This is a genomic window from Paraburkholderia sp. GAS199 (assembly GCF_050436585.1).
In the GTDB taxonomy this organism is placed as follows: domain Bacteria; phylum Pseudomonadota; class Gammaproteobacteria; order Burkholderiales; family Burkholderiaceae; genus Paraburkholderia.
In genome coordinates this window covers 198921-222263 of sequence record NZ_JBNDMM010000007.1, presented here as the reverse complement: position 1 = coordinate 222263, position 23343 = coordinate 198921, and the positions used below count along the sequence as shown (strand labels likewise).

At 63.5% G+C, this 23343-nt stretch carries 17 protein-coding genes; 10 read left to right on the top strand and 7 right to left on the bottom strand.

All coding sequences use genetic code 11. The features are described 5' to 3' along the window. The first annotated feature begins 78 nt into the window (after positions 1-78). Positions 79-1983, top strand: coding sequence for a propionate--CoA ligase (locus P3T18_RS25460; protein ID WP_429302728.1), 1905 nt, complete (start codon positions 79-81; stop codon positions 1981-1983). 39 nt (positions 1984-2022) lie between these two features. Here the strand turns inward: P3T18_RS25460 and P3T18_RS25455 are convergent, their stop codons facing one another. The 3 genes from P3T18_RS25455 to P3T18_RS25445 all read right to left on the bottom strand — a co-directional run bounded on the left by P3T18_RS25455 (position 2023) and on the right by P3T18_RS25445 (position 5977). Next, entirely contained in the window at positions 2023-2820 is a 798-nt protein-coding gene (locus P3T18_RS25455) for a 5'-methylthioadenosine/adenosylhomocysteine nucleosidase (RefSeq protein WP_429302727.1), read from the bottom strand. A gap of 2 nt (positions 2821-2822) precedes the next feature. Further along, on the bottom strand, positions 2823-5174 hold the full coding sequence (locus P3T18_RS25450) for a UvrD-helicase domain-containing protein (protein ID WP_429302726.1): 2352 nt from the start codon (positions 5172-5174) through the stop codon (positions 2823-2825). 521 nt (positions 5175-5695) lie between these two features. Next, the gene (locus tag P3T18_RS25445) at positions 5696-5977 is read right to left on the bottom strand and encodes a hypothetical protein (RefSeq protein ID WP_429302725.1); all 282 of its coding nucleotides are present in this window, start codon (positions 5975-5977) and stop codon (positions 5696-5698) included. A gap of 27 nt (positions 5978-6004) precedes the next feature. Between P3T18_RS25445 and P3T18_RS25440 the strand changes: the two genes are divergently transcribed. Next, a complete protein-coding gene (locus tag P3T18_RS25440) occupies positions 6005-8884 on the top strand; it encodes a valine--tRNA ligase (protein WP_429302724.1) in 2880 nt (959 codons plus the stop codon). Positions 8885-8957: 73 nt separating this feature from the next. Next, a complete protein-coding gene (gene galU, locus P3T18_RS25435; protein ID WP_429302723.1) occupies positions 8958-9839 on the top strand; it encodes a UTP--glucose-1-phosphate uridylyltransferase GalU in 882 nt (293 codons plus the stop codon). A gap of 188 nt (positions 9840-10027) precedes the next feature. Here galU and P3T18_RS25430 read toward each other — a convergent pair whose 3' ends face one another. The 4 genes from P3T18_RS25430 to P3T18_RS25415 form a co-directional block, all read right to left on the bottom strand. After that, positions 10028-10255 carry a sulfurtransferase TusA family protein gene (locus tag P3T18_RS25430; RefSeq protein WP_429302987.1) on the bottom strand — a complete coding sequence of 76 codons (228 nt, stop codon included), beginning with the start codon at positions 10253-10255 and terminating at the stop codon, positions 10028-10030. 818 nt (positions 10256-11073) lie between these two features. Continuing rightward, entirely contained in the window at positions 11074-12108 is a 1035-nt protein-coding gene (locus P3T18_RS25425; protein ID WP_429302722.1) for a Gfo/Idh/MocA family oxidoreductase, read from the bottom strand. Beyond that, the gene (gene iolG, locus P3T18_RS25420; RefSeq protein WP_429302721.1) at positions 12108-13124 is read right to left on the bottom strand and encodes an inositol 2-dehydrogenase; all 1017 of its coding nucleotides are present in this window, start codon (positions 13122-13124) and stop codon (positions 12108-12110) included. Before iolG ends, P3T18_RS25425 begins: the two co-directional genes overlap by 1 nt. Then, a complete protein-coding gene (locus tag P3T18_RS25415; protein ID WP_429302720.1) occupies positions 13117-13998 on the bottom strand; it encodes a MurR/RpiR family transcriptional regulator in 882 nt (293 codons plus the stop codon). Before P3T18_RS25415 ends, iolG begins: the two co-directional genes overlap by 8 nt. 277 nt (positions 13999-14275) lie before the next feature. Between P3T18_RS25415 and P3T18_RS25410 the strand changes: the two genes are divergently transcribed. The 7 genes from P3T18_RS25410 (at position 14276) to iolB (ending at position 23329) form a co-directional block, all read left to right on the top strand. Further along, a complete protein-coding gene (locus tag P3T18_RS25410; protein ID WP_429302719.1) occupies positions 14276-15322 on the top strand; it encodes a sugar ABC transporter substrate-binding protein in 1047 nt (348 codons plus the stop codon). 140 nt (positions 15323-15462) lie between these two features. After that, positions 15463-16629 (top strand): ABC transporter permease, encoded by a 1167-nt coding sequence (locus P3T18_RS25405; protein ID WP_429302718.1) that lies wholly within the window; start codon positions 15463-15465, stop codon positions 16627-16629. Between the two features lie 13 nt (positions 16630-16642). After that, entirely contained in the window at positions 16643-17500 is an 858-nt protein-coding gene (locus P3T18_RS25400; protein ID WP_429302717.1) for an ATP-binding cassette domain-containing protein, read from the top strand. Positions 17501-17573: 73 nt separating this feature from the next. Continuing rightward, the gene (locus P3T18_RS25395) at positions 17574-19610 is read left to right on the top strand and encodes a bifunctional 5-dehydro-2-deoxygluconokinase/5-dehydro-2-deoxyphosphogluconate aldolase (protein ID WP_429302716.1); all 2037 of its coding nucleotides are present in this window, start codon (positions 17574-17576) and stop codon (positions 19608-19610) included. Further along, a complete protein-coding gene (gene iolD, locus P3T18_RS25390; RefSeq protein WP_429302715.1) occupies positions 19607-21595 on the top strand; it encodes a 3D-(3,5/4)-trihydroxycyclohexane-1,2-dione acylhydrolase (decyclizing) in 1989 nt (662 codons plus the stop codon). The genes P3T18_RS25395 and iolD overlap by 4 nt, the downstream gene beginning before the upstream one ends. A gap of 10 nt (positions 21596-21605) precedes the next feature. Continuing rightward, on the top strand, positions 21606-22532 hold the full coding sequence (gene iolE, locus P3T18_RS25385; protein WP_429302714.1) for a myo-inosose-2 dehydratase: 927 nt from the start codon (positions 21606-21608) through the stop codon (positions 22530-22532). Further along, positions 22529-23329, top strand: a complete 801-nt coding sequence (gene iolB, locus P3T18_RS25380) for a 5-deoxy-glucuronate isomerase (protein ID WP_429302713.1) — start codon at positions 22529-22531, stop codon at positions 23327-23329. Before iolE ends, iolB begins: the two co-directional genes overlap by 4 nt. Positions 23330-23343: the final 14 nt, after the last annotated feature.

The window sequence follows — 23343 nt, the reverse complement described above, 5'->3', positions numbered from 1 at the left end:
CCGGCGTCGGTATGACGTCGGGCGTCACCATGCATCCGCCACACGTACGCCACACACGCCGCAGAAGGATCGCCGCCGATGACCCGCTACCGTGACTTTCACCGCCGTTCGATCGACAACCCGGAAGACTTCTGGCGCGAAGAGGCGCGGCGAATTCACTGGCAGACGCCGTTCGAGACCGTGCTCGACCGCTCGAATCCGCCGTTCGCGCGCTGGTTCGTCGGCGGACGCACGAATCTGTGTCACAACGCGGTCGACCGGCATCTCGCCGAGCGCGCGCAGCAGAACGCGCTGGTATATGTGTCGACGGAAACCGGCATCGAGCGGCGCTATACCTACGCCGAATTGCACGCGGAAATCAACCGCATGGCCGCAGTCATGCGCTCGCTGGGCGTCAAGCGCGGCGACGTGGTGCTGCTCTATCTGCCGATGATTCCCGAAGCGCTGTTCGCGATGCTCGCGTGCGCGCGACTCGGCGCGATTCACTCGGTGGTGTTCGGCGGCTTCGCCGCACCGAACCTCGCCGCGCGTATCGACGACGCCAGGCCGGTCCTGATCGTCACCGCCGACGCCGGCGCGCGCGGCGGTAAGGTGATCGACTACACGCCGCTCGTGGACGAAGCACTGGCGCGCGCCACGCACAAGACGCCACACGTGCTGCTGATCGACCGGCAGCTCGCGCCCGAGCGCCTGAGCGCGAGTTACCTGGTCGCCTACGAGCCGCTGCGCGAGCAGTTCTTCAATGCGCACGTGCCCTGCGAATGGCTCGAATCGAACGAGCCTTCTTACGTGCTGTACACCTCGGGCACGACCGGCAAGCCGAAGGGCGTGCAGCGCGACGTGGGCGGCTATGCCGTGGCGCTGGCGGCGTCGATGGAACATATCTTCCAGGGACGCGCGGGCGACACCATGTTCACCGCCTCGGACGTCGGCTGGGTGGTCGGCCACAGCTACATCATCTACGCGCCGCTGATCGCCGGACTCACCACCGTGATGTACGAAGGCACGCCGATCCGGCCCGACGGCGGCATCTGGTGGCGCCTCGTCGAGCAGCACCAGATCAACCTGATGTTCACCGCGCCAACCGCGCTGCGCGTGCTGAAAAAACAGGACCCCGCGCTGCTGAAAAAAGCGGACCTGTCGAGCCTGCGCACGCTGTTTCTCGCCGGCGAGCCACTCGACGAACCCACCGCCTCGTGGATCGCCGACGCGCTCGGCAAGCCGGTGATCGACAACTACTGGCAAACCGAAACCGGCTGGCCGATGCTGGCGATCCCGCGCGGTGTCGAAGCCTTGCCGGTCAAGCTCGGTTCACCGGGCGTGCCGTCCGCGGGCTTCAATCTGTGTCTGCGCAACGAGCACACCGGCGAGCCCTGCCCGCCCGGCGAAAAAGGCGTGCTCACGCTGACCTATCCGTTGCCGCCCGGCTGCATGTCCACGGTCTGGGGCGACGATTCGCGCTTCGTCAGCACGTACTGGTCGAGCGTGCCGAACCAGCAGGTGTATTCCACTTTCGATTGGGGCATTCAGGACGAAGACGGCTACGTGACGATCCTCGGCCGCACCGACGATGTGATCAACGTTGCCGGCCATCGGCTCGGGACGCGCGAAATCGAGGAAGCCTTGTCGAGTCACGCGGCCGTCGCGGAGGTGGCGGTGGTCGGCGTGACCGATCCGCTCAAAGGTCAGGTGGCGATGGCATTCGTCGTATTGCGCGACGCTCAGGCTTTCGCCACGGACAAAAAGCGCGCGAAACTCGAAGCCGAATTGAGCGCGACGGTGGACCGTCAGCTCGGCGCGATTGCGCGGCCGGCGCGCGTGCATGTGGTGTCGATGCTGCCGAAAACGCGCTCGGGCAAACTGCTGCGTCGAGCGATCGCAGCATTGGCCGAAGGCCGCGAACCGGGCGATCTGCCGACCATCGAAGATCCCTCGGCATTGCAGCAGGTGCGTGAGGCGCTGAGCGCTTCCGAAAAAGAGTGACGACGGCGGGAGAGGCGCAGCAGGGGTGCGCCTCGCGCCTTACGCCGTCCGCCGCGCGTTCAGAAAGCGCGTGAGTATCGCGTTGGAATACGTGCCGGCGATCTCCGTCAAAAACGAGACGAAGGACTGCGGCGCGTGATCGTCCGCGGTGTCGGAAATGGTTCGCACCACGGCGCACGGCACGCCGTATTCGTAGCAGACCTGGGCGATCGCCGCGCCTTCCATCTCGACTGCCAGCGCGTCCGGCAACGCCGCGCGCAAGGCCATGACGCCCGCCGCGCTCGCCACGAACTGATCGCCGCTGATGATGAGGCCGCGATGCACGTGCGGCGTTTGCGTGCCGAATCGCGCAGCCAGCGCCGCGCCTTCCTCGGTGACGAAACGCTCGCAGGCCGCCGTGAGTTGGTCGGCCAGCGACGCGTCCGCATCGAAACGCGACACGCCGAGCAGCGGCACTTCGAAACGCGGAAACAGCGGCGACGCGTCGAGGTCGTGCTGCATCAAGGTTTGCGCAACGACGATGTCGCCCACCCGCACCTGCTCGCCCACGCCGCCCGCGACGCCGGTGAACACCACGGCTTCGACGTCGAAGGCATGAATCAGTGCGCTGACCGTTGCCGCCGCCGCGACCTTGCCGACACGCGCCAGTGTCACGACGCAAGGCGCGCCATGCACTGTGCCGTGATGGTAATCGCGCCGGCCATGCGTGACGGTACGCACGCCGGACTCCGCGCGCATGGCTTCGATCAGGTCGCCGAGTTCCTGCGGCAGCGCCGCCAGAATGCCGAGCGGACGAGGTGCCGAGCCGAGCGGCGTTGCCGTTTCACCTGCGCTCATGCTCACTCCACCGGCTGCAGTTTGGCGACCGCCAGCGCGAGCCACTTCTCGCCGTGGCGCTTGAACTTGACTTGCGCCTTGGCGTCCGTGCCGCCGCCTTCCAGCGCGGTAATCGTGCCTTCACCGAACTTGGTGTGGAACACCTGCTGGCCCACGCGAAAGCCCGTTTCGGCCGCGCGGGTTTCGTTGGCGAAGGCCGGCAACGAAGCCGGCGTGGACGACGCCGGTCCGGTGTAACCCGGCCGCGCGAACCAGTCGCGCCCATAACCGGCGTTATCCGAACGACCACCCCAGCGCGCGCCCGCCTCCACTTTCGGCGTGAGCCACTTGAGCGTTTCCTGCGGCAGTTCGTCGAAGAAACGCGAGCGGATGTTGTAGCGCGTCTGGCCGTGCAACATCCGGCTTTGCGCGAACGAAAGATAAAGCCGCTCCTTGGCCCGCGTGATGGCGACGTACATCAGGCGGCGCTCTTCTTCGAGGCCGTCCGATTCCATCGCGCTGTTTTCGTGCGGGAACAGCCCCTCTTCGAGACCCGTGATGAACACGGCGGTGAACTCCAGACCCTTCGCCGCGTGGACGGTCATCAGCTGCACCGCTTCCTGACCGGCCTGCGCCTGGTTGTCGCCCGCTTCGAGCGATGCGTGCGACAGGAAGCCCGCGAGCGGCGTCATCGTGTCGGGGTTTTGTGCGGGATCGGCCACGCCCGGCGCGTCGAGCACCACGGTGTTGGGATCGTCGGTGGCGACAACCAGTTCGGGCGCGGCGCTCGCGCCCGGCCGCAGCGGAATCGAGCGCGCCGGCGTGTCCATGCCATACCCTTCTTCGCTGACGAACGCGGCTGCCGCGTTCACCAGTTCCTGCAAGTTCTCAAGCCGGTCCTGACCCTCGCGCTCGTTCTGATAAAACTCCGTCAGACCGCTCGTGCGCACGACGTATTCGACCGTTTCCGGCAAGCTCATCTGCTGCGTCTCGGCGCGCATCCGGCCGACCAGATTCGCGAACGCCGAGAGACTCGAACCCGCCTTGCCCGCCACATACGGAATGGCCGCCGCCATCGAACAGTTGTACAGACGCGCGGCGTCCGCCAGTTGCTCGATCGAGCGCGCGCCGATGCCGCGCGTCGGGAAATTGACCACGCGGGCGAACGCGGTATCGTCGTTCGGATTGTCGATCAGGCGCAGATAGGCGAGCGCGTGCTTCACTTCCTGACGCTCGAAAAAGCGCAGACCGCCATACACGCGGTACGCAATGCCCGCGTTCACCAGCGTGTGTTCGATCGTGCGCGACTGCGCGTTGCTGCGGTACAGGATCGCAATTTCGCTGCGCGAGGTGCCGGTACTGATGAGCGCCTTGATTTCCTCGACGATCCAGCCGGCTTCCTGCGTATCGGTGGCCGATTCGTACACCCGGACCGGTTCGCCGTGACCGGCATCGGTACGCAGATTCTTGCCCAGACGCCGCGAGTTGTTGGCGATCAGCTGATTGGCCGCGTCGAGAATATGGCCGTGCGAGCGGTAGTTCTGCTCCAGCTTGATCAGGTGACGCACGTTGAATTCGTGTTCGAAGTCGCGCATGTTGCCGACGTTCGCGCCCCGGAACGCGTAGATCGACTGGTCGTCGTCGCCGACCGCGAAAATCGCGTTGGTCTGGCCGGCCAGCATTTTCAGCCAGGCGTATTGCAGCTTGTTGGTGTCCTGAAACTCGTCCACCAGAATGTGCCGGAAGCGCGCCTGATAGTGCGCGCGCAGCGGCGGATTGTGGGCGAGCAGTTCGAAACAGCGCAGCAGCAGTTCGGGGAAATCCACCACGCCTTCGCGCTGGCACTGCTGGTCGTAGGCTTCGTACAGTTCGACGAACTTGCGGTTGAAGTTGTCGGTCGCATCGACGTCTTTCGGACGCAGTCCCTGCTCCTTCGCGTTGTTGATGAAGTACTGCAGGTTCTTGGCCGGATATTTTTCGTCGTCGACGTTCAGTCCCTTCATCAGACGCTTGATCGCGGAAAGCTGGTCCGCGGTATCGAGAATCTGGAACGTGGCCGGCAAGCCCGCGTCGCGATGATGCGCGCGCAGCATGCGGTTACACAGCCCGTGGAAGGTGCCGATCCACATGCCGCGCGTGTCGATGGGCAGCAGCGCCGAGAGGCGCGACATCATTTCGCGCGCCGCCTTGTTCGTAAAGGTGACCGCGAGAATCGTGGCGGGCGACGCCAGCCCTTGCTGGATGAGCCACGCAATCCGCGTGATCAGCACGCGGGTTTTGCCGCTGCCCGCACCGGCAAGAATCATGGCCGGTTCATTGGGAAGCGTGACGGCGGCGTGTTGTTCGGGGTTCAGATTGGCTAGCAGATCGGGCATTTTTCTGGAGGGACGGCGGGGTGTGCGTCATTATATGCTGTGCAGGAGGACTGGTTTTTTTGCATGCGGCGGCTTCTTTTTGTTTGCCTGCGGCGGTGGTGTTTCTTTGCGTTATTGGTCTATTAGCGTTGCCCCTGTGCGGGGCGGCACTTACTTTCTTTGCCGCGGCAAAGAAAGGTAAGCAAAGAAAGCCGCTCACACCGCTAATGCTATTCGTTATCGGCGGCGCTTCTCTGCGGCGGTGGCCCCGGAGCGTCCGGGCCGTCGCGCACTCCGCGTGAGTGACAAGGCCGTCATCAGTTCCGGCGGCGCTTCGCGCGCCGAGCGGCATGCTGGGGAAACCGAAGGTTTCCAATTAAGCTTTTCGCCGAGGCAAAGCCGACGGCCCCGCTATCGCGAAACGCAGAGGTGGGTTGAATGAAGTACCGCTCCGGCGCGCGTAGCGTCGCCGGAACGGATGACTGCTGTACCACTGCGGAAAACGATCCACGGTCGGCCCTATCGGCTGCCACTCCGTGTCGTTATGAGAGGTGCCCGCTTAGGGTTAGCGGTGTGAGCGGCTTTCTTTGCTTAGCTTTCTTTGCCGCGGCAAAGAAAGTAAGTGCCGCCCCGCACAGGGGCAACACTAATAAACCAATAACGCAAAGAAAGAACGCCGCGCGCAGGCAAACAAAGAAACCCACCGCCGCCGGCAAACAGAACCCCCAAAAAAACAAAACAAAAAAACAAACCTGCCCCCTGCCGGGGAGAACCCCAAAAAACCAAAAATCCCCCATCGCACTGCGCCGCTTATAATCGAGCATTCCTTGCATTTACCAGCTGACCGACACATGAGCGAGACCCCGAGCGACCCGACCTCCACGCTTGCCAAGAGCTTCGAGCCCCACACTATCGAAGCCCACTGGGGCCCGGAATGGGAAAAGCGCGCCTACGCGGCGCCCATCATCGACGAAAACAAGCCCGACTTCTCGATCCAGTTGCCGCCGCCCAATGTCACCGGCACGCTGCACATGGGCCATGCGTTCAACCAGACGATCATGGACGGCCTGACCCGCTACAACCGCATGCTCGGCGCGAACACGCTGTGGGTGCCGGGCACCGACCACGCGGGTATCGCCACGCAGATCGTCGTCGAACGGCAACTGGACGCGAAAGGCGTCTCGCGCCACGATCTCGGCCGCGAAAAATTCGTCGAACGCGTGTGGGAATGGAAGCAGCAATCCGGCTCGACCATCACGAACCAGGTGCGCCGTCTGGGCGCGTCGATCGACTGGTCGCGCGAATACTTCACGATGGACGACAAGATGTCGGCCGCCGTGCGCGACGTTTTCGTCCGTCTGTATGAACAAGGCCTGATCTATCGCGGCAAGCGTCTCGTCAACTGGGACCCGGTGCTGCTCACCGCCGTCTCCGACCTCGAAGTGGTCAGCGAGGAAGAAAACGGCCACCTGTGGCACATCCAGTACCCGCTCGCGGACGGCTCGGGCCATCTGACGGTGGCCACCACGCGTCCCGAAACCATGCTCGGCGACACCGCCGCCATGGTGCATCCGGAAGACGAGCGCTACACGCACCTGATCGGCAAGATGATCAAACTGCCACTCACGGACCGCGAGATTCCGATCATCGCCGACGACTACGTCGATCGCGAGTTCGGCACAGGCGTGGTCAAGGTCACCCCCGCGCACGACTTCAACGACTACCAGGTCGGTCTGCGCCACAAGCTGCCGATGATCGAGATCCTCACGCTCGACGCGAAGATCAACGACAACGCGCCGGAAAAATACCGCGGCCTGGATCGTTTCGAAGCGCGCAAGCAGGTCGTCGCCGACCTCGAAGCGCTCGGCGCGCTCGAATCGGTCAAGCCGCACAAGCTGATGGTGCCGCGCGGCGACCGTACCGGCGTGGTGATCGAGCCGATGCTGACGGACCAATGGTTCGTCGCGATGAGCAAGCCGGCGCCGGAAGGCACCTTCAATCCGGGCAAGTCGATCGCCGAAACCGCTCTCGACGTGGTGCGCAACGGCGAGATCAAATTCGTGCCGGAAAACTGGAGCACCACGTACTACCAGTGGCTCGAAAACATCCAGGACTGGTGTATTTCGCGCCAGCTCTGGTGGGGCCACCAGATTCCGGCGTGGTACGGCGAGAACGGCGAAATCTTCGTCGCGAAGACCGAGGAAGCCGCGCGCGAAAAGGCAGCGGCGGCGGGCTACACCGGCGCCCTCAAGCGTGACGAAGACGTGCTCGACACGTGGTTCTCGTCCGCGCTCGTGCCGTTTTCGTCGCTCGGCTGGCCCGCGGAAACGCCGGAACTGAAGCATTTCCTGCCGTCGTCGGTGCTGGTCACGGGCTTCGACATCATTTTCTTCTGGGTGGCGCGCATGGTCATGATGACTACGCACTTCACCGGTAAGGTTCCGTTCGACACGGTCTACGTTCACGGTCTGGTGCGCGACGCCGAAGGCCAGAAGATGTCGAAGAGCAAGGGCAATACGCTCGACCCGATCGATATCGTCGACGGCATCGACCTCGACTCGCTGGTCGCCAAGCGCACCACCGGCCTGATGAACCCGAAGCAGGCGGCGTCGATCGAAAAGAAAACCCGCAAGGAGTTCCCGGACGGCATCCCGGCGTTCGGCACGGACGCGCTGCGCTTCACCATGGCGTCGATGGCCACGCTCGGTCGCAACGTGAATTTCGACCTGGCGCGCTGCGAAGGCTATCGGAATTTCTGCAACAAGCTGTGGAATGCCACCCGTTTCGTGCTGATGAACTGCGAAGGCCACGATTGCGGCTTCGGCAAGCCGGAACAGTGCGGCGAATGCGGCCCGGAAGGTCACCTGCATTTCTCGCAGGCCGATTTCTGGATCGTCTCGCGTCTGCAACGCGTGGAAGCGGAAATCGCCAAGGGTTTCGCCGACTATCGCTTCGACAATGTGGCCAACGCCCTATACAAGTTCGTGTGGGACGAATACTGTGACTGGTATCTTGAACTCGCCAAGGTTCAGATCCAGACGGGTCAGCCGAACCAGCAGCGGGCCACGCGCCGTACGTTGTTGCGCGTGCTCGAGACCGTATTGCGCCTCGCGCATCCGGTGATTCCGTTCATCACCGAAGCGTTGTGGCAGAAAGTTGCGCCGCTGGCCGGCCGCTACCCCGAAGGCAAAGCCGAGGGTGAAGCGTCCATCATGGTGCAGCCGTACCCCGTTGCGGAGCCGTCGAAGATCGACGAAGCGGCCGAGCAGTGGGCCGCCGACCTGAAGGCGGTGATCGACGCGTGCCGTAACCTGCGTGGCGAAATGAACCTCTCGCCGGCGGTCAAGGTGCCGTTGCTCGCCACCGGCAACGCGGAGCGTCTGCGTACGTTCGCTCCGTACGCTCAGGCGCTGGCAAGATTGTCTGAAGTACAGATCATTGCCGACGAGGCGACGTTGGACGCACAGGCAGATGGCGCGCCAATTGCTATCGTAGGAAATGACAAGCTCGTGCTGAAGGTGGAGATCGACGTTGCAGTCGAGCGCGAGCGGTTGTCGAAGGAGATTGCGCGGCTCAGCACGGAAGTCGTCAAGTGCAATGGCAAGTTGCAGAATGAAAGTTTTGTTGCAAAAGCGCCGCCGGCAGTCGTTGAGCAGGAGCAGAAAAGGCTGGCAGAATTCGAAAGCACGATTGGCAAGCTGAAAGCCCAACTGGCCCGCTTGCCAGCCTGATCGAAGCTTCGTGTCCGCCCTTGCGGGGGCGGACTGGGACCAAAAGCTAATTCAGAGGATTCAGGGTAATCACATGCTAAAAGTTACAAAAGCGGTATTTCCGGTAGCAGGTCTTGGCACCCGGTTCCTCCCTGCCACGAAGGCGAGCCCGAAAGAAATGCTGCCGATCGTCGACAAGCCGCTCATTCAGTACGCGGTGGAAGAGGCAATGGCGGCCGGCATCACCGAAATGATCTTCGTGACGGGGCGCAGCAAGCGTGCGATCGAGGACCATTTCGACAAATCCTACGAAATCGAAGCCGAACTGGAAGCGCGCGGCAAGGACAAGCTGCTGGAGCTGGTGCGCAGCATCAAGCCGAGCCATGTCGATTGCTTCTACGTGCGCCAGCCGGAAGCGCTCGGCCTCGGCCACGCGGTGATGTGCGCCGAAAAGCTGGTGGGCGACAACCCGTTCGCCGTGATTCTCGCGGACGACTTGCTGTACGGCACGCCGCCCGTCATGACGCAGATGATCGAAGTGTTCGACCACTATCACAGCTCGGTGATCGGCGTGGAAGAGATTCCGCCGCAGGACACCAAGTCGTACGGTATCGTCGACGGCAAGGAGTGGGAAGATTCGATCGTCAAGATGTCGGGCATCGTCGAAAAGCCGGAGCCGAGCGTGGCGCCGTCGAACCTCGGCGTGGTGGGCCGCTACGTGCTCAAGCCGCGAATTTTCGAACATCTGCGCGCGCTGAAGCCGGGCGCCGGCGGCGAACTGCAACTGACGGACGCCATCCAGTCGCTGCTGGCCGACGAACAGGTGCTGGCGTACAAGTACCACGGCACGCGTTTCGATTGCGGCAGCAAACTCGGTTACCTGAAGGCGACGGTCGAGTTCGCGCTGCGTCACCCGGAAGTGGCCGCCGATTTCGAAGAATATCTGCGCGTCCGCTCGCCGGTGCTGGTGGGCTAAAACAGGCGTTTCCGGCGGTTTTCAGCGGTTTCCGCCGGACGCTGAAAGTCAAAAAGGCGCTGTGTCCCGCATTTGCGGACACAGCGCCTTTTGTTTTGATCCGTGCGTTCGGTGCACGTTCGGCGCACGTTCGGTACGCGCGTGCTGGCGCTACTCACGTCGGGGTGAAGCGGGCGTTGGCTAGATTTTTAGCGCCGCTTCATCAGAAACGTGAACACCTTTTCATGCACCGAGCTTTCAACGAGTTCGTTGCCGGTTTGCTTGGAAAACGCGGCGAAATCGCGTTGCGAGCCGGGATCGGTGGCCAAAACCTTAAGAATCTGGCCGCTTTCCATGTCGGCGAGCGCCTTTTTGGCGCGCAGGATGGGCAACGGACACATTAGCCCGCGCGCATCGACTTCCTTATGAACCTGAATTTGCATCGACGATGACCTTCGGGTGGGGCGTCGGCTTGTGCCGACTTGAGGGGATTGTTGAGATTTTACCGCAGGGGGGTAGGTTTGGTTTTTGCCTGCGGCGGGGGCTTTTTTTTGTTTGCCTGTGACGGTGGTGTTTTTCTTTGTTTTTTTACGGCGGCGGCGTTTCTTTTGTTTGTGGTTTATTAGTGTTGCCCCTGTGCGGGGCGGCACTTACTTTCTTTGCTGCGGCAAAGAAAGGTAAGCAAAGAAAGCCGCTTTGAACCGCCAATGCTATTCGTTATCGGTGGCGCTTCTCTACCGCAGTGGCCCCGGAGCGTCCGGCGCGTCGCGCACTCCGCGTGAGTGACAAGGCCGTCATCAGTTCCGGCGGCGCTCCGCGCGCCGAGCGGTATGCGTGGGAAACCGCAGGTTTCCATTGAGCATTTCGCCGAGGCGAAGCCGATGGCTGGTAAAGCAAAAAACGAAGTGAGTGGTTGGGTGAAGTACCGCTCCGGCGCGCGCAGCGTCGCCGGAACGGATGACTGCTGTACCACTGGCAATGACGATCCACGGTCGGCCCTATCGGCTGCCACTCCGTGTCGTTATGAGAGATGCCCGCTTAGGGTTAGCGGTGTGAGCGGCTTTCTTTGCTTAGCTTTCTTTGCCGCGGCAAAGAAAGTAAGTGCCGCCCCGCACAGGGGCAACACTAATAAACCACAAACATAAGAAACACCGCCGCCGCAGGCAAACAAAAGAAGCACCGCCGCCGGCAAGCAAAAAAACACCACCGCCCCAGGCAAACAAAAAAAACAGCCAGTTATGGCAAAAACCAAAACCTATAAAACCACCGCCTCCCCACTCCCCAACGACCTCCTCAACGCCACTCCAATCCGCGTAGCCTCAACCGCATCAGCCAGCGTCGCGCCGGCTTGCGCGTGCGACGCACCGCCCCCCGCCACCGCGTCAACGAAATCCCGCGCTTCATACAGAAACGCGTCCTCGAAGCGATCGAAGAAGGTCGGCGTACATTCGTTCCGGATCCCCGACGCATCGTAGATCTCGACCCGGTTAGCCCGCGGGTTGCGCCCGATCGCCAGCGCTCCCGCCGTGCCGATCACTTCGCTGTGCGTATCGTTGCCGTGCGCCTGTGTCCTCGACGCGTAGAACATCGCGAGCTTGCCGTCCTCGAACTCGCAGATCGCCACGCCGTTGTCGACGTCGCCGAATTCGCGCAGGCCGTCGTGCAAGGCGATCGCGCCCGCGGCAAACACGCGTTTCGCGCGCGGCTTGCCGAGCAGCCAGCGCGCCACGTCGATGTCGTGCACGGTACAGTCCAGAAAAATGCCGCCCGATCCGGCCGCGAAACGCACGAAGAAACCGTCTTCGTCGTTCTTGTCGGTGGTTTGCGAACGCACCAGAAACGGCCGGCCGATGGCGCCCGCCGTCACTCTGTCATACGCATCCCGGTAGCTCGGATCGAAACGCCGCATGAAGCCGATGGTCGCCTGCAAATGCGGATAACGCCCGGCCTCCGCCAGCACACGCTCGCACTCGGCCAGATCGAGCGACAACGGTTTCTCGCAGAACACGTGCTTGCCCGCCCTCAACGCATCGACGATCTGCTGCGCGTGCAGCGACGACGGCGTGACCAGCCACACGGCGTCCACCTCGCGGTCGGCCAGCAGCGCGGCGTAGTCGTCGTAAAGACGCGGTTCGGGCAGCGTGGCGCGCGCCCACGCACGCTCCTCTTCCACCGGACTGCACGCCGCCACCAGCGCCGCGCCCGGCACGCGATACGCGAGATTCTCGGCGTGGCGTTTGCCCAATCGTCCGAGCCCGACCACGCCCACCCGCACACGCCCCGCGCTCATCACGATGCCTCGCCGAGTTTGATCGCGCGTCCCTCGCGCCACGAACGCGTGGCGGCGTCGGCGAGTTCGAGCGCCTTCAGACCGTCGGCGACGGTGGTCCGCACCGGCTTGCCTTGCGTGACGGCATCGAAGAAATGCGCGATTTCCAGCGCATACGCAGCGCGATAACGTTCGAGGAAGAAGGCCTCGGGCACGTCGCTCGACACTTCGGTTTTCGAGTACGCCGTCACCTCCGTGGGACGCACATTGCCCGCCTGCAGCATGCCGGTGCTGCCGAGCACTTCGAAACGCTGGTCGTAACCGTAAGCAGCGCGCCGCGCCGTGTTGATCTGGCAAAGACGTCCGCGCTTCGTGCGGATGGTCACCGCGGTGCTGTCGATGTCACCCGCCTCGGCAATGGCCGGGTCGGACAGACAACTGCCGGTGGCGTGCAGCGTGTCGGCTTCGTCGTCGAGAATCCAGCGGAAGATGTCGAAGTCGTGAATCAGCATGTCCTTGAAGATGCCGCCCGAATGCTTGATGTAGTCGACCGGCGGCGCACCGGGGTCGCGGCTCGTCACCACCAGCATCTCCGGCGTGCCGATCTCGCCCGCGTCGATGCGCGCCTTCAGCGCAGAAAACGTGGGATCGAAGCGGCGCTGAAAACCGATCATGCAGACCACCCCCGCGCGTTCGACCGCTTCGGCGCAGGCACGCGCCCGCTCCAGCGTCAGATCGACCGGCTTCTCGCAGAACACATGCTTTTTTTGCGCGGCCGATTTCACGATCAAGTCGGCGTGCGTGTCCGTGCTCGAACAGATCACCGTGGCGCCCACCGACGCATCGCCCATCGCGGTGTCGATATCCGCGACCTGCGCGCCGTGTTCGGCAGCGAGTGCCGCTGCGGCTTCGCGATTTACGTCCACCACGTACTTGAGCCGCACGCCGGGCTGGCGCGCAAGATTCGCCGCATGAATCTTGCCGATGCGACCCGCGCCGAACACTGCAACGTCGATCGTTTTCACCGCTTCAGTCATCGTATCCTCCAGTGTCTGTGGACTCTTCCACGTTCAATTCGAGCTTGTACGCAAGCGCGATGAACAACGCCTGGCACAAACAGATCGTGCTGGTCAGCGAGCGGAACGCGAACGCGCTGCCCTCTTTCACATACAACTGCGTGGTGGCGTAGCGCGACAGCGGTGATAGTTGGCTGTCCGTAATAACCAGCGTTTTCGCCTGGTGATGATGCGCGACGCGCAGGCAATACTGCGTTTCCTTGCCGTACGGCGCGAAGCTGATCGCGATTACCACGTCGCCTTTCTTCACGCTGCGAATCTGTTCGCGATACATGCCGCCGAAACCGGACACCAGATGCACGCGTTTGGGCGTGTGCTGCAACGCGTAGACGATATAACTCGCCACCGGAAACGAACGGCGTACCCCGATCACGTAGATGTTGTCGGCCTGCTGCAGCATTTTCACGGCGGCGTCGAACTGTTTGTCGTCGAGGCCCGCTTCGAGTTCTTCGAGTCCCCCGCGCGACGCCGCAATGAATTCGCGCGCCACCGAGCCGCCCGACAATGCGCCCGGCTTCTCGTCGATCAGCTTGCGAATCCTCTGCTGATAACTCGGCGAAGAACTGCCCTGCCCCGTGTAAGCCTGGCGAAATACGGCCTGCAGATCGCTGAAGCCGGAAAAACCGAAGCGCTGCGCAAAACGCACCACGGCGGACGGATGCACGCCGCAACTCGCCGCGATGTCGCTGGTGCGGTCCACCATCACGCTCGAACGGTTTTGCTCGATATACGTGGCGACGCTCTTCAATTGACGCGGCAGCGCCTCGTAGTTCTCCGCGATGCGCTGCATCAATTCGTCGACGCTCGGCAATTCTTCGGTGCTCTCTTCCGCCATGGCTCTCTCTTCGTTGCTTTATTGCAGTGCGCAAGCGCTGCGCGAAGCCCGCGCCACGGCGTCCTGACGCTGCCGATTATAGGCAGCGCCCCGATCAAATGGAACGTATTTTCCATTTTTATTTGTCATGAAATTTTCATTGCAACCACCAGGAACTTGGCCTAATCTTGGTCGTGAGCGATGGCGCAACGGCAGGTAGTCGCCGGCAGGAATGCGGATGAAAAGCCGCCCGCCAGACGCTCCCTTCAATAACGACAGACCGAGAAAGGTGGAGACAATGAGACTTTGCAAGGGCAAGGCTACGCTCAGCATTCTGGTGACGGCATTGACGTTGGCGACGGGATTCGGCGCGGCATCCGCCGCCCGCGCGGCAGACGCTCACTTCGTGCTGATCAGCCACGCGCCGGATTCGGATTCGTGGTGGAACACCATCAAGAACGCCATCAAACAGGCCGACGAAGACTTCAACGTCGAGACCGACTACCGCAATCCCCCGAACGGTGACATCGCCGACATGGCCCGCCTCGTCGAACAGGCGGCCGCACGCAACTACGACGGCGTGATCGTCACGATCGCCGACTTCGACGTGCTGAAAAGCTCGATCAACAAAGTCACGGCGAAGAAGATTCCGCTCGTCACGATCAACTCCGGCACCGAGGAACAGAGCGCGCAACTCGGCGCGATCATGCACGTCGGCCAACCCGAGTACGTGGCGGGCAAGGCGGCGGGCGAAAAGGCCAAGGCCGCCGGCGTGAAGTCGTTCCTGTGCGTGAACCACCTCGCCACCAACACCGTGTCGTTCGACCGTTGCCGCGGCTTCGCCGAAGCAATCGGTGTGGACTACAAATCGTCGACCATCGATTCGGGACAGGACCCGACCGAGATCCAGTCGAAAGTCAGCGCTTATCTGCGCAACCATCCGAACACCGGCGCGATCCTGACGCTCGGACCGACCCCGGCTTCGGCCACTCTGAAGGCCGTCTCGCAGATGGGTCTGGCGGGCAAGATCTATTTCTGCACTTTCGACTTCTCCGACGACATCGCCAAGGCGATCAAGGACGGCACGATCCAGTTCGCCATCGACCAGCAACCGTATCTGCAAGGCTATATCCCGGTCGCGGTGCTGGCGATCGTGAAGAAGGAGCACACCACCGATCCGGCGAAAATCCGCCAGATTCTCGAAGCCAATCCGAAGTTCAAGGCCCGCCTCGCGACTTACGGCCTGGCACCGTCGTACGGCCCGAAGAACATCCGCTCGGGTCCGGGCTTCATCACCAAGGAGAATCTCGACAAGGTCATCAAGTACGCAGGTCAGTACCGCTGATTCTTTCAAGCTAGTCACGCGCACGGCGGGCCCGCCCCGGTAAGCGGGCGGTCCGCTCGCCGCTTCGCGCATTTCACCGGCTGTCGTTCCGCAACGCATTCCCGCGCGAGCCGGACACAACCGGGCATCGAGGAGACATCATGGGTGTAGCCGGCAAACATTTCCCTCAGCACGTCGAACCTGGCACGGCCGAAGCGGAACGCGCCAGCGCGTCGCCAGCGGATACGGACGAACGCGTGCGCAAGGAATCCTGGTTCGGGCATCTGCTGAACCGCCCCGAATTCGCCGCGATTTCCGGCGCGGTGCTGGTGTTTCTCGTGTTCGCTTTCGCTGCCGGCAGTTCCGGCATGTTCAATCTCGACGGCGTGATGAACTGGTCGCAGGTGTCGGCCTATCTCGGCATCTTGTCGGTCGGCGCGTGTCTGCTGATGATCGCCGGCGAGTTCGATCTCTCCATCGGTTCGATGATCGGCTTCGCGGGCATGATGGTCGCGATTCCCTCGGTCTATTTTCACTGGCCCATTTCGCTCGCGATCCTGTTCGCGTTCGCCGGATCGATGCTGCTCGGCGCGCTCAACGGCTATCTGGTGATGCGCACGCGGCTGCCTTCGTTCATCGTCACGCTGGCGTTCCTGTTCATTCTGCGCGGCCTGACCCTCGCCCTCTCCATCATGTTCGCGGACCGCACCATCGTCTCCGGCGTGGGCGATCTGGCGCAACAGGACTGGTTCGCCAACACGCTGTTTCATGGCGTCGCGCTGCACGATTTCTTCACCATGCTCGCGCATCACGGCATCGGCACCTTGCTCGACAACGGTCAGGCGCTCGTGCCGGGCATTCCCAAAGTGATTCTGTGGTGGTTCGCGCTCGCCGCGATCTGCGCCTTCGTGCTGGCCAAAACGCGTTCGGGCAACTGGATTCTCGCTGTCGGCGGCGACGCCAACGCGGCGAAGAACGTCGGCGTGCCGGTGCGTCGCGTAAAGATCTCGCTCTTCGTGCTGACGGCTTTCTGCTCCTGCCTGTTCGCCGTGCTGCAGGTGTGCGACATCGGCTCGGCCGCCGCCGACCGCGGTCTGCAAAAAGAATTCGAAGCCATCATCGCCGCGGTGATCGGCGGCACGCTGCTGACGGGCGGCTACGGTTCGGTGGTGGGCGCCTGCTTCGGCGCGCTGATTTTCGGCGTCGTGCAGATCGGCATCACGTACACCAATGTCAGCTCCGACTGGTTCCGCGTGTTTCTCGGCGTGATGCTGCTGCTGGCCGTGCTGTTCAACCACTATGTGCGCCGCCGCGTCGCGCAATCGTAACGAGGAATCCATCATGTCCGATACGAATTCCACGCCCACGTCCGCTGCGAACGCTACTAGTGTCGCCAATGCCCCCAATGCCGCACAGGACGACGTGATACTCGCGCTCGAAAACGTCAACAAATACTTCGGCAAGGTGATCGCGCTGAGCGGCGTGACCCTGCGTCTGAAGCGCGGCGAAGTGCATTGCCTGCTCGGCGACAACGGCGCAGGTAAGTCCACGCTCATCAAAACGCTGGCGGGCGTGCATCAGCCCTCTTCGGGCCAGTATCTGGTAGACGGCAAGCCGGTGCTGTTCGAGTCGCCGAAAGACGCGCTCGATCTCGGCATCGCCACCGTCTATCAGGATCTCGCGTTGGTGCCGCTGCTTTCCGTCGCACGCAATTTCTTCATGGGACGCGAGCCGCAGAAAAAGCTCTTCGGTTTTCTCAACGTGATGGATCTCGACCAGAGCGCCACCACCGCGCGCGACAAGCTCGCCGAAATGGGCATCAACGTGCGTGATCCGCATCAGCCGATCGGCACGATGTCCGGCGGCGAACGGCAATGTCTGGCGATCGCGCGGGCAATTCACTTCGGCGCGCGCGTGCTGATCCTCGACGAGCCGACTGCCGCGCTCGGCGTCAAACAGAGCTTCAACGTGCTCAAGCTGATTCACACGGCGCGCGCCAAGGGCATTTCCGTGATCTTCATCACACACAACGTCCATCACGCGTATCCGATCGGCGATTCGTTCACCTTGCTCAATCGCGGCAAATCGCTCGGCACCTTCACCAAGGAAACCATCAGCAAGGACGAGGTGCTCGACATGATGGCCGGCGGCGCCGAAATGCAGAAGATGATCGGCGAGCTCGAAGGCGCAACGATCTGATCTCCGACCGATTGACGCGGACCAGCCGGCAAGTCACACGCCGGCGGCCGCGCCCAGCTAATCAGGAAACCTCATGGATCACTCCAGCACATCAGGCACGGCGAGCCGCTTCGCGCCCGGCCGCAGCCGCGACATCGTCTGTCTCGGCCGCCTCGCGGTCGATCTGTACGCGCAACAGGTCGGCGCGCGCCTCGAAGACGTGTCGAGCTTCGCAAAGTATCTCGGCGGATCGTCGGCGAATATCGCGTTCGGCTGCGCGCGCCTCGGACTCGCTGCGTCGATGCTGGCGCGCGTGGGCAACGATCACATGGGCCGCTTTCTCACCGAAACGCTCGCACGGGAAGGTTGCGACGTCAGCCACGTGCGCGTCGACCAGGATCGCCTGACCGCGCTGGTGCTGCTCGGCCTGAAAGACCGCGACACGTTTCCGCTGATTTTCTATCGCGAGAACTGCGCGGACATGGCGGTGGACGAAGCGGATTTCGACGAGGCGTATATCGCTTCGTCGAAAGCGCTGCTGATTACGGGCACGCACTTCTCGACCGAACAGGTGAACCGCACGAGCCGCCGCGCGCTCGATTACGCGCGGCGCAACCAGGTCCGCACGATTCTCGACATCGATTACCGCCCCGTGCTGTGGGGACTCACCGGCAAGGCCGACGGCGAAACGCGTTTCGTCGCGAACGAAGGCGTCACCGCGCACCTGCAACGCATTCTGCCGCTGATCGATCTGGTGATCGGCACCGAGGAAGAATTCCGCATTGCCGGCGGCAAAACCGAACTGATCGAAGCGCTCGCCATGGTGCGCGCCGTGACGCCCGCCACGCTCGTGGTGAAGCGCGGACCGCTCGGTTGCCAGATCATCGACGGCGCTGTGCCCGCCTCGCTCGACGACACGCCGATTCAGGGCGGCGTCGAAGTGGAGGTGCTGAACGTGCTCGGCGCGGGCGATGCGTTCGCGTCGGGTTTTCTGTCCGGCTGGCTGCGCGATGCGCCGCTCGAAGACTGCGCGCGCGCCGCGAACGCGAGCGGCGCGCTGGTGGTGTCGCGCCATGGCTGCGCGCCCGCCATGCCGACACCGGCCGAACTCGATTACTTCCTGCGCGAAGCCAAAGCCGACCCTCGACGCATGCGCCGCCCCGACCGCGACGCGACGCTCGCGCGTCTGCACCGCGTCACGCCCGCCCGTCAGGCCTGGCACGAAGTACTCGGCTTCGCGTTCGACCATCGCAACCAGTTCTTCGAACTGGCGCAGCAAACCGGCGCCGACGAAGCCCGCATCGCGCAACTCAAGGGACTGTTCGTCGAGGCCGTGGCGCAGACTGAAAACGCCTTGAACCTGCAAGGCCGTATCGCCGTGCTGATCGACGACCGTTACGGTCAGGATGCACTGAATGCTGCAAGCGGGCGCGGCTGGTGGATCGGCCGGCCGGTCGAATTGCCCGGCTCGGTGCCGCTGGTGTTCGATCACGGCCGCTCGATCGGCACCTCGCTGATTGCGTGGCCGCAGGAACATATCGTCAAATGTCTGGTGCAGTTTCATCCAGACGAACCGGTCGAACAGCGTCTCGAACAGGAAGCGCAATTGCGCGCGCTCTACGACGCCACGCAGGCAAGCGGACACGAATTGCTGCTCGAAGTGATTCCGCCGAAACATGCCCAATTGCCGCAAGCGCCGGACATCGTGTATCGCGCGCTCAAGCGGCTCTACAACATCGGCATCTATCCGGAATGGTGGAAGCTGGAGCCGATGAGCGCCGGGCAATGGCAGGCGGTCGACGCGCTGATCGCCGAACGCGATCCGTATTGCCGCGGCGTGGTGCTGCTCGGATTGTCGGCGGGTGTCGAGCAGTTGAACGACGGCTTTCGCGCCGCCGCGCAGTCGGCGAGTTGCCGCGGCTTCACGGTGGGACGCACGATCTTTCACGAACCGAGCCATGCGTGGCTGGCGGGCGAAATCGGCAATGACGAACTGATCGCGCGCGTCAGACACACGTTCGAAACGCTGATCGCCTCGTGGCGCGCGGCGCGCGGCACGGCGGCCACGTCCGGCGCAGGCGCGCACGACAGCAGCGCGGCGAAGCGCGTTCACCAGGAGCAGGCGGCATGAACCAGCGCATCGTGCATCACGAAGCGGCGTCCGCCAACGACGCCAGTCACGCCGCAGCACCCGCGAGCGGCACCGTTCGTCTCACCACCGCGCAGGCGCTGGTGCGCTATCTCGCCGCGCAACACGTCGTCACCGAAGACGGCAGCGGCGTCGAGCCGCTGTTCGGCGGCGTATTCGCGATCTTCGGACATGGCAACGTGGCCGGCATGGGCGAAGCGCTCTACCAGCATCGCGACGTCTTGCCGACCTTGCGCGCCCACAACGAGCAGGCCATGGCGCACAGCGCGATCGCGTATGCCAAGGCGCATTTTCGACGGCGCATGATGGCGGTCACCACGTCGATCGGACCCGGCGCGACCAACCTCGTCACGGCCGCCGCGCTCGCCCATGTGAACCGGCTGCCGGTGCTGTTGCTGCCCGGCGACGTGTTCATCTCGCGCGCGCCCGACCCGGTGTTGCAGCAGGTCGAAGATTTCCACGACGGCGGCGTCTCCGCCAACGACGCCTTCAAACCGGTCTCGCGTTACTTCGATCGCATCGTCCATCCGGCGCAATTGCTCAATGCGTTGCCGCGCGCGCTGCGCGTATTGACCGACGCCGCCTTGTGCGGACCCGTCACGCTCGCCTTGCCGCAGGACGTGCAGGCGATGGCCTGGGATTTCCCCGCTGAATTCTTCGCATCGCGCACCGTCGCGTTTCATTCGCCCGCGCCGAGCGTCGACGAGATCGAAGCGGCCGCCACGCGCTTGCGTCATGCGAAGCGTCCGCTGATCGTGGCGGGCGGCGGCGTGCTGTATGCGCGCGCAGGCGAGGCGCTGCACCGCTTTGCCGCGGCGCACGGCATTCCCGTTGCGGAGACGCAGGCCGGCAAGGGCTCGCTCGCGTGGAACGATCCGTTGAACGCGGGCGCGTTGGGCGTGACCGGTTCGACCGCCGCCAACGCGCTCGCCCAGGACGCCGACTGCGTGCTCGCCATCGGCACACGTTTGCAGGACTTCACCACTGGGTCGAACACGCTTTTCACGCAAGCCGATGTGATCGCGATCAACGCCAATCCGTTCGACGGCCTCAAGCATCGCGCGCTGCCCGTCGAAGCCGATGCGCGTCTTGCGCTCGACGCGCTGGCCGAGCCGCTGCAAGGCTGGCACGCGGAGCGCACATGGACCGCGCTCGCACACAAACTCGCAGCCAGCTGGCGCGATACCGTCGGCACGCTCACGCATGCGCCGCAGCGTGACGCGGTGCTGCCCTACGAGGGCGATGTGATCGGCGCCGTGCAACGCTCGAATCCGCGGTCCGCGACGGACGACATCGTGGTGTGCGCGGCGGGCACCTTGCCGGCCGAATTGCACAAGCTGTGGCGCGCCGGCAAACCGGGCGCGTATCACGTCGAATACGGCTATTCGTGCATGGGCTACGAAATCGCCGGCGGCCTCGGCGCGAAACTCGCGCGGCCGGCGCGCGAGGTGATCGTGATGCTCGGCGACGGCAGCTATCTGATGATGAACAGCGAGATCGCCACCTCGGTGATGCTCGGCGCGAAGCTGATCGTAATGGTGCTCGACAATCGCGGCTATGGTTGCATCAACCGTTTGCAGCAGGCCTGCGGTGGTGCGCCCTTCAACAATCTGCTGGACGACTGCCTGCAGGGCCCGCTCGGCGCGCCGAAGATCGACTTCGCTGCCCACGCGCGCGCGCTCGGCGCACAGGCCGAACACGTGGCGAATATCGCCGGACTCGAAGCCGCCTTGCAACGCGCGCGCGCCGCCGATCGCACTTATGTGATCAGTATCGACACCGACCCTGCCCGCACGACCGACGAAGGCGGCTGGTGGTGGGAAGTCGCGGTGCCCGAAGTGTCCACGCGAGAAACCGTGCGCGAGGCACGCCTGCACTACGACGCGCAACTCGCCGCACGCGCCCTGCCCGCCACCGACGCCAACGCCAACGGCACGGATGACCCACATCGTTCCGACCATGAATGAGGACGTTCGCATGACTGCTTTCGACGTACGTATCGGCATCAATCCGCTTTCGTGGATGAACGACGATCTGCCTTCGCTCGGCGGCGAAACGCCGCTGGAAGTCGCGCTCACCGAAGGGCGTCAGATCGGCTACCAGGGTTTCGAACTCGGCAACAAGTTTCCGCGCGAGCCGCAGGCGTTGAAGACACTGCTCGCGCAATACGACCTCGCGCTGGTGTCCGGCTGGTACTCCGGACAACTCGCGCGGCGCAGCGTGGCCGAGGAAATCGAGTCGGTGGGTCCGCATCTCGATCTGCTGGCGCAGAACGGCGCAACCGCGATGGTCTACGGCGAAGTGGCCGACTCCATTCAGGGCGCACCGCGTCCGCTCTACCAGCGGCCGCGTTTTTTCAGCGAGGCGCAATGGGCCGGCTACGCCGCACGTGTCGATGAATTCGCGCAGTACACGCTAAGCCGTGGCGTGCGGCTCGCCTACCATCATCACATGGGCGCGTATGTCGAGACACCCGCCGACGTCGACCAGCTCATGGCGCGCACGAGCGCCGCCGTCGGCCTGCTGTTCGACGCCGGGCATATCACCTTTGCCGGCGGCGATCCGCTCGCCGTACTCGACCGGCACATCGCGCGGGTTTGTCATGTGCATTGCAAGGACGTGCGTCCGGCGGTGATGAAGCTGGCGCGCAATCGCAACTGGAGTTTTCTCGACGCCGTGCTCAACGGCGCGTTCACCGTGCCGGGCGACGGCGCGGTGAATTTCCCCGCCATCATCGAACGTCTGAAGCGGCATGGCTATCGCGGCTGGCTCGTGGTCGAGGCGGAACAGGACCCGGTGGTGGCGCCGTCCTTCGCGTACGCGCAGAAGGGTTATCAGACTTTGCGGTCGCTGGTGGATGCACCGCTCGACACCCACGACACGACCGCCCGGGAGGCAGCATGAGTTTATTGGTCAAGGCGCAGCGCGAGGGCCAGACGATCGCGCGCGTGACACCGGAATCCGCCTGCTGGCGCTACGTCGGTTTCGCGGCCTACCGTTTGGGCGCGCAGGAAGTCGTGCATGTGCTGGAGCCGTCGCGCGAGGTGTGCATCGTGGTGCTGACCGGCGCGGTGGACATCGAAACCGCGAACACCACGTGGAGTTCGCTCGGCTCGCGCGACAGCGTATTCGAAGACGCCGCACCGTACGCGGTCTATCTGCCGCCCGGCACGAAAGCCACCGTGCGCGCCTGCCGCGATGCGGAGATCGGCGTGGCGAGCGCGCCTGCCAAAGGCGAACATGCCGCGCGTCTGATCGAACCGGCTTCCATGAAGCGCTCGACACGCGGCAAAGGCCTGAATACGCGCTACGTATGCGACATTCTTCCGCAGACCGAGCCGGCCGAATCGCTGCTGGTGGTGGAAGTGAGAACGCCGGGCGGCCATGCGTCCAGTTATCCGCCGCACAAGCATGACACCGACAACGTGCCGCACGAAAGCTCGCTCGAAGAGACGTACTACCATCGGCTCGATCCGCCGCAAGGCTTCGCGTTCCAGCGCGTGTACACCGACACGCGCGACATCGACGAATCAATGGCCGTGGAGAATCACGACGTGGTGATGGTGCCGCGCGGCTATCATCCGGTGGTCGTGCCGTACGGATACGACAACTACTATCTGAACGTGATGGCCGGCGCGCAACGTGTCTGGCACTTCCGCAACGATCCGGCGCACGAGTGGATCATCAACAAGGATGCCTGATCTTTTTCAGGTAC

Coding starts and splice junctions, on each gene's coding strand:
- P3T18_RS25425 (WP_429302722.1), bottom strand. CDS start 12,108: ATGAGCGCGGGGCGTGTGCGGGTGGGCGTGGTCGGGCTCGGACGATTG.
- P3T18_RS25415 (WP_429302720.1), bottom strand. CDS start 13,998: ATGGCGGAAGAGAGCACCGAAGAATTGCCGAGCGTCGACGAATTGATG.
- P3T18_RS25445 (WP_429302725.1), bottom strand. CDS start 5,977: ATGCTCGATTATAAGCGGCGCAGTGCGATGGGGGATTTTTGGTTTTTT.
- iolB (WP_429302713.1), top strand. CDS start 22,529: ATGAGTTTATTGGTCAAGGCGCAGCGCGAGGGCCAGACGATCGCGCGC.
- iolG (WP_429302721.1), bottom strand. CDS start 13,124: ATGACTGAAGCGGTGAAAACGATCGACGTTGCAGTGTTCGGCGCGGGT.
- P3T18_RS25395 (WP_429302716.1), top strand. CDS start 17,574: ATGGATCACTCCAGCACATCAGGCACGGCGAGCCGCTTCGCGCCCGGC.
- galU (WP_429302723.1), top strand. CDS start 8,958: ATGCTAAAAGTTACAAAAGCGGTATTTCCGGTAGCAGGTCTTGGCACC.
- P3T18_RS25440 (WP_429302724.1), top strand. CDS start 6,005: ATGAGCGAGACCCCGAGCGACCCGACCTCCACGCTTGCCAAGAGCTTC.
- P3T18_RS25450 (WP_429302726.1), bottom strand. CDS start 5,174: ATGCCCGATCTGCTAGCCAATCTGAACCCCGAACAACACGCCGCCGTC.
- P3T18_RS25405 (WP_429302718.1), top strand. CDS start 15,463: ATGGGTGTAGCCGGCAAACATTTCCCTCAGCACGTCGAACCTGGCACG.
- iolE (WP_429302714.1), top strand. CDS start 21,606: ATGACTGCTTTCGACGTACGTATCGGCATCAATCCGCTTTCGTGGATG.
- iolD (WP_429302715.1), top strand. CDS start 19,607: ATGAACCAGCGCATCGTGCATCACGAAGCGGCGTCCGCCAACGACGCC.
- P3T18_RS25455 (WP_429302727.1), bottom strand. CDS start 2,820: ATGAGCGCAGGTGAAACGGCAACGCCGCTCGGCTCGGCACCTCGTCCG.
- P3T18_RS25460 (WP_429302728.1), top strand. CDS start 79: ATGACCCGCTACCGTGACTTTCACCGCCGTTCGATCGACAACCCGGAA.
- P3T18_RS25410 (WP_429302719.1), top strand. CDS start 14,276: ATGAGACTTTGCAAGGGCAAGGCTACGCTCAGCATTCTGGTGACGGCA.
- P3T18_RS25400 (WP_429302717.1), top strand. CDS start 16,643: ATGTCCGATACGAATTCCACGCCCACGTCCGCTGCGAACGCTACTAGT.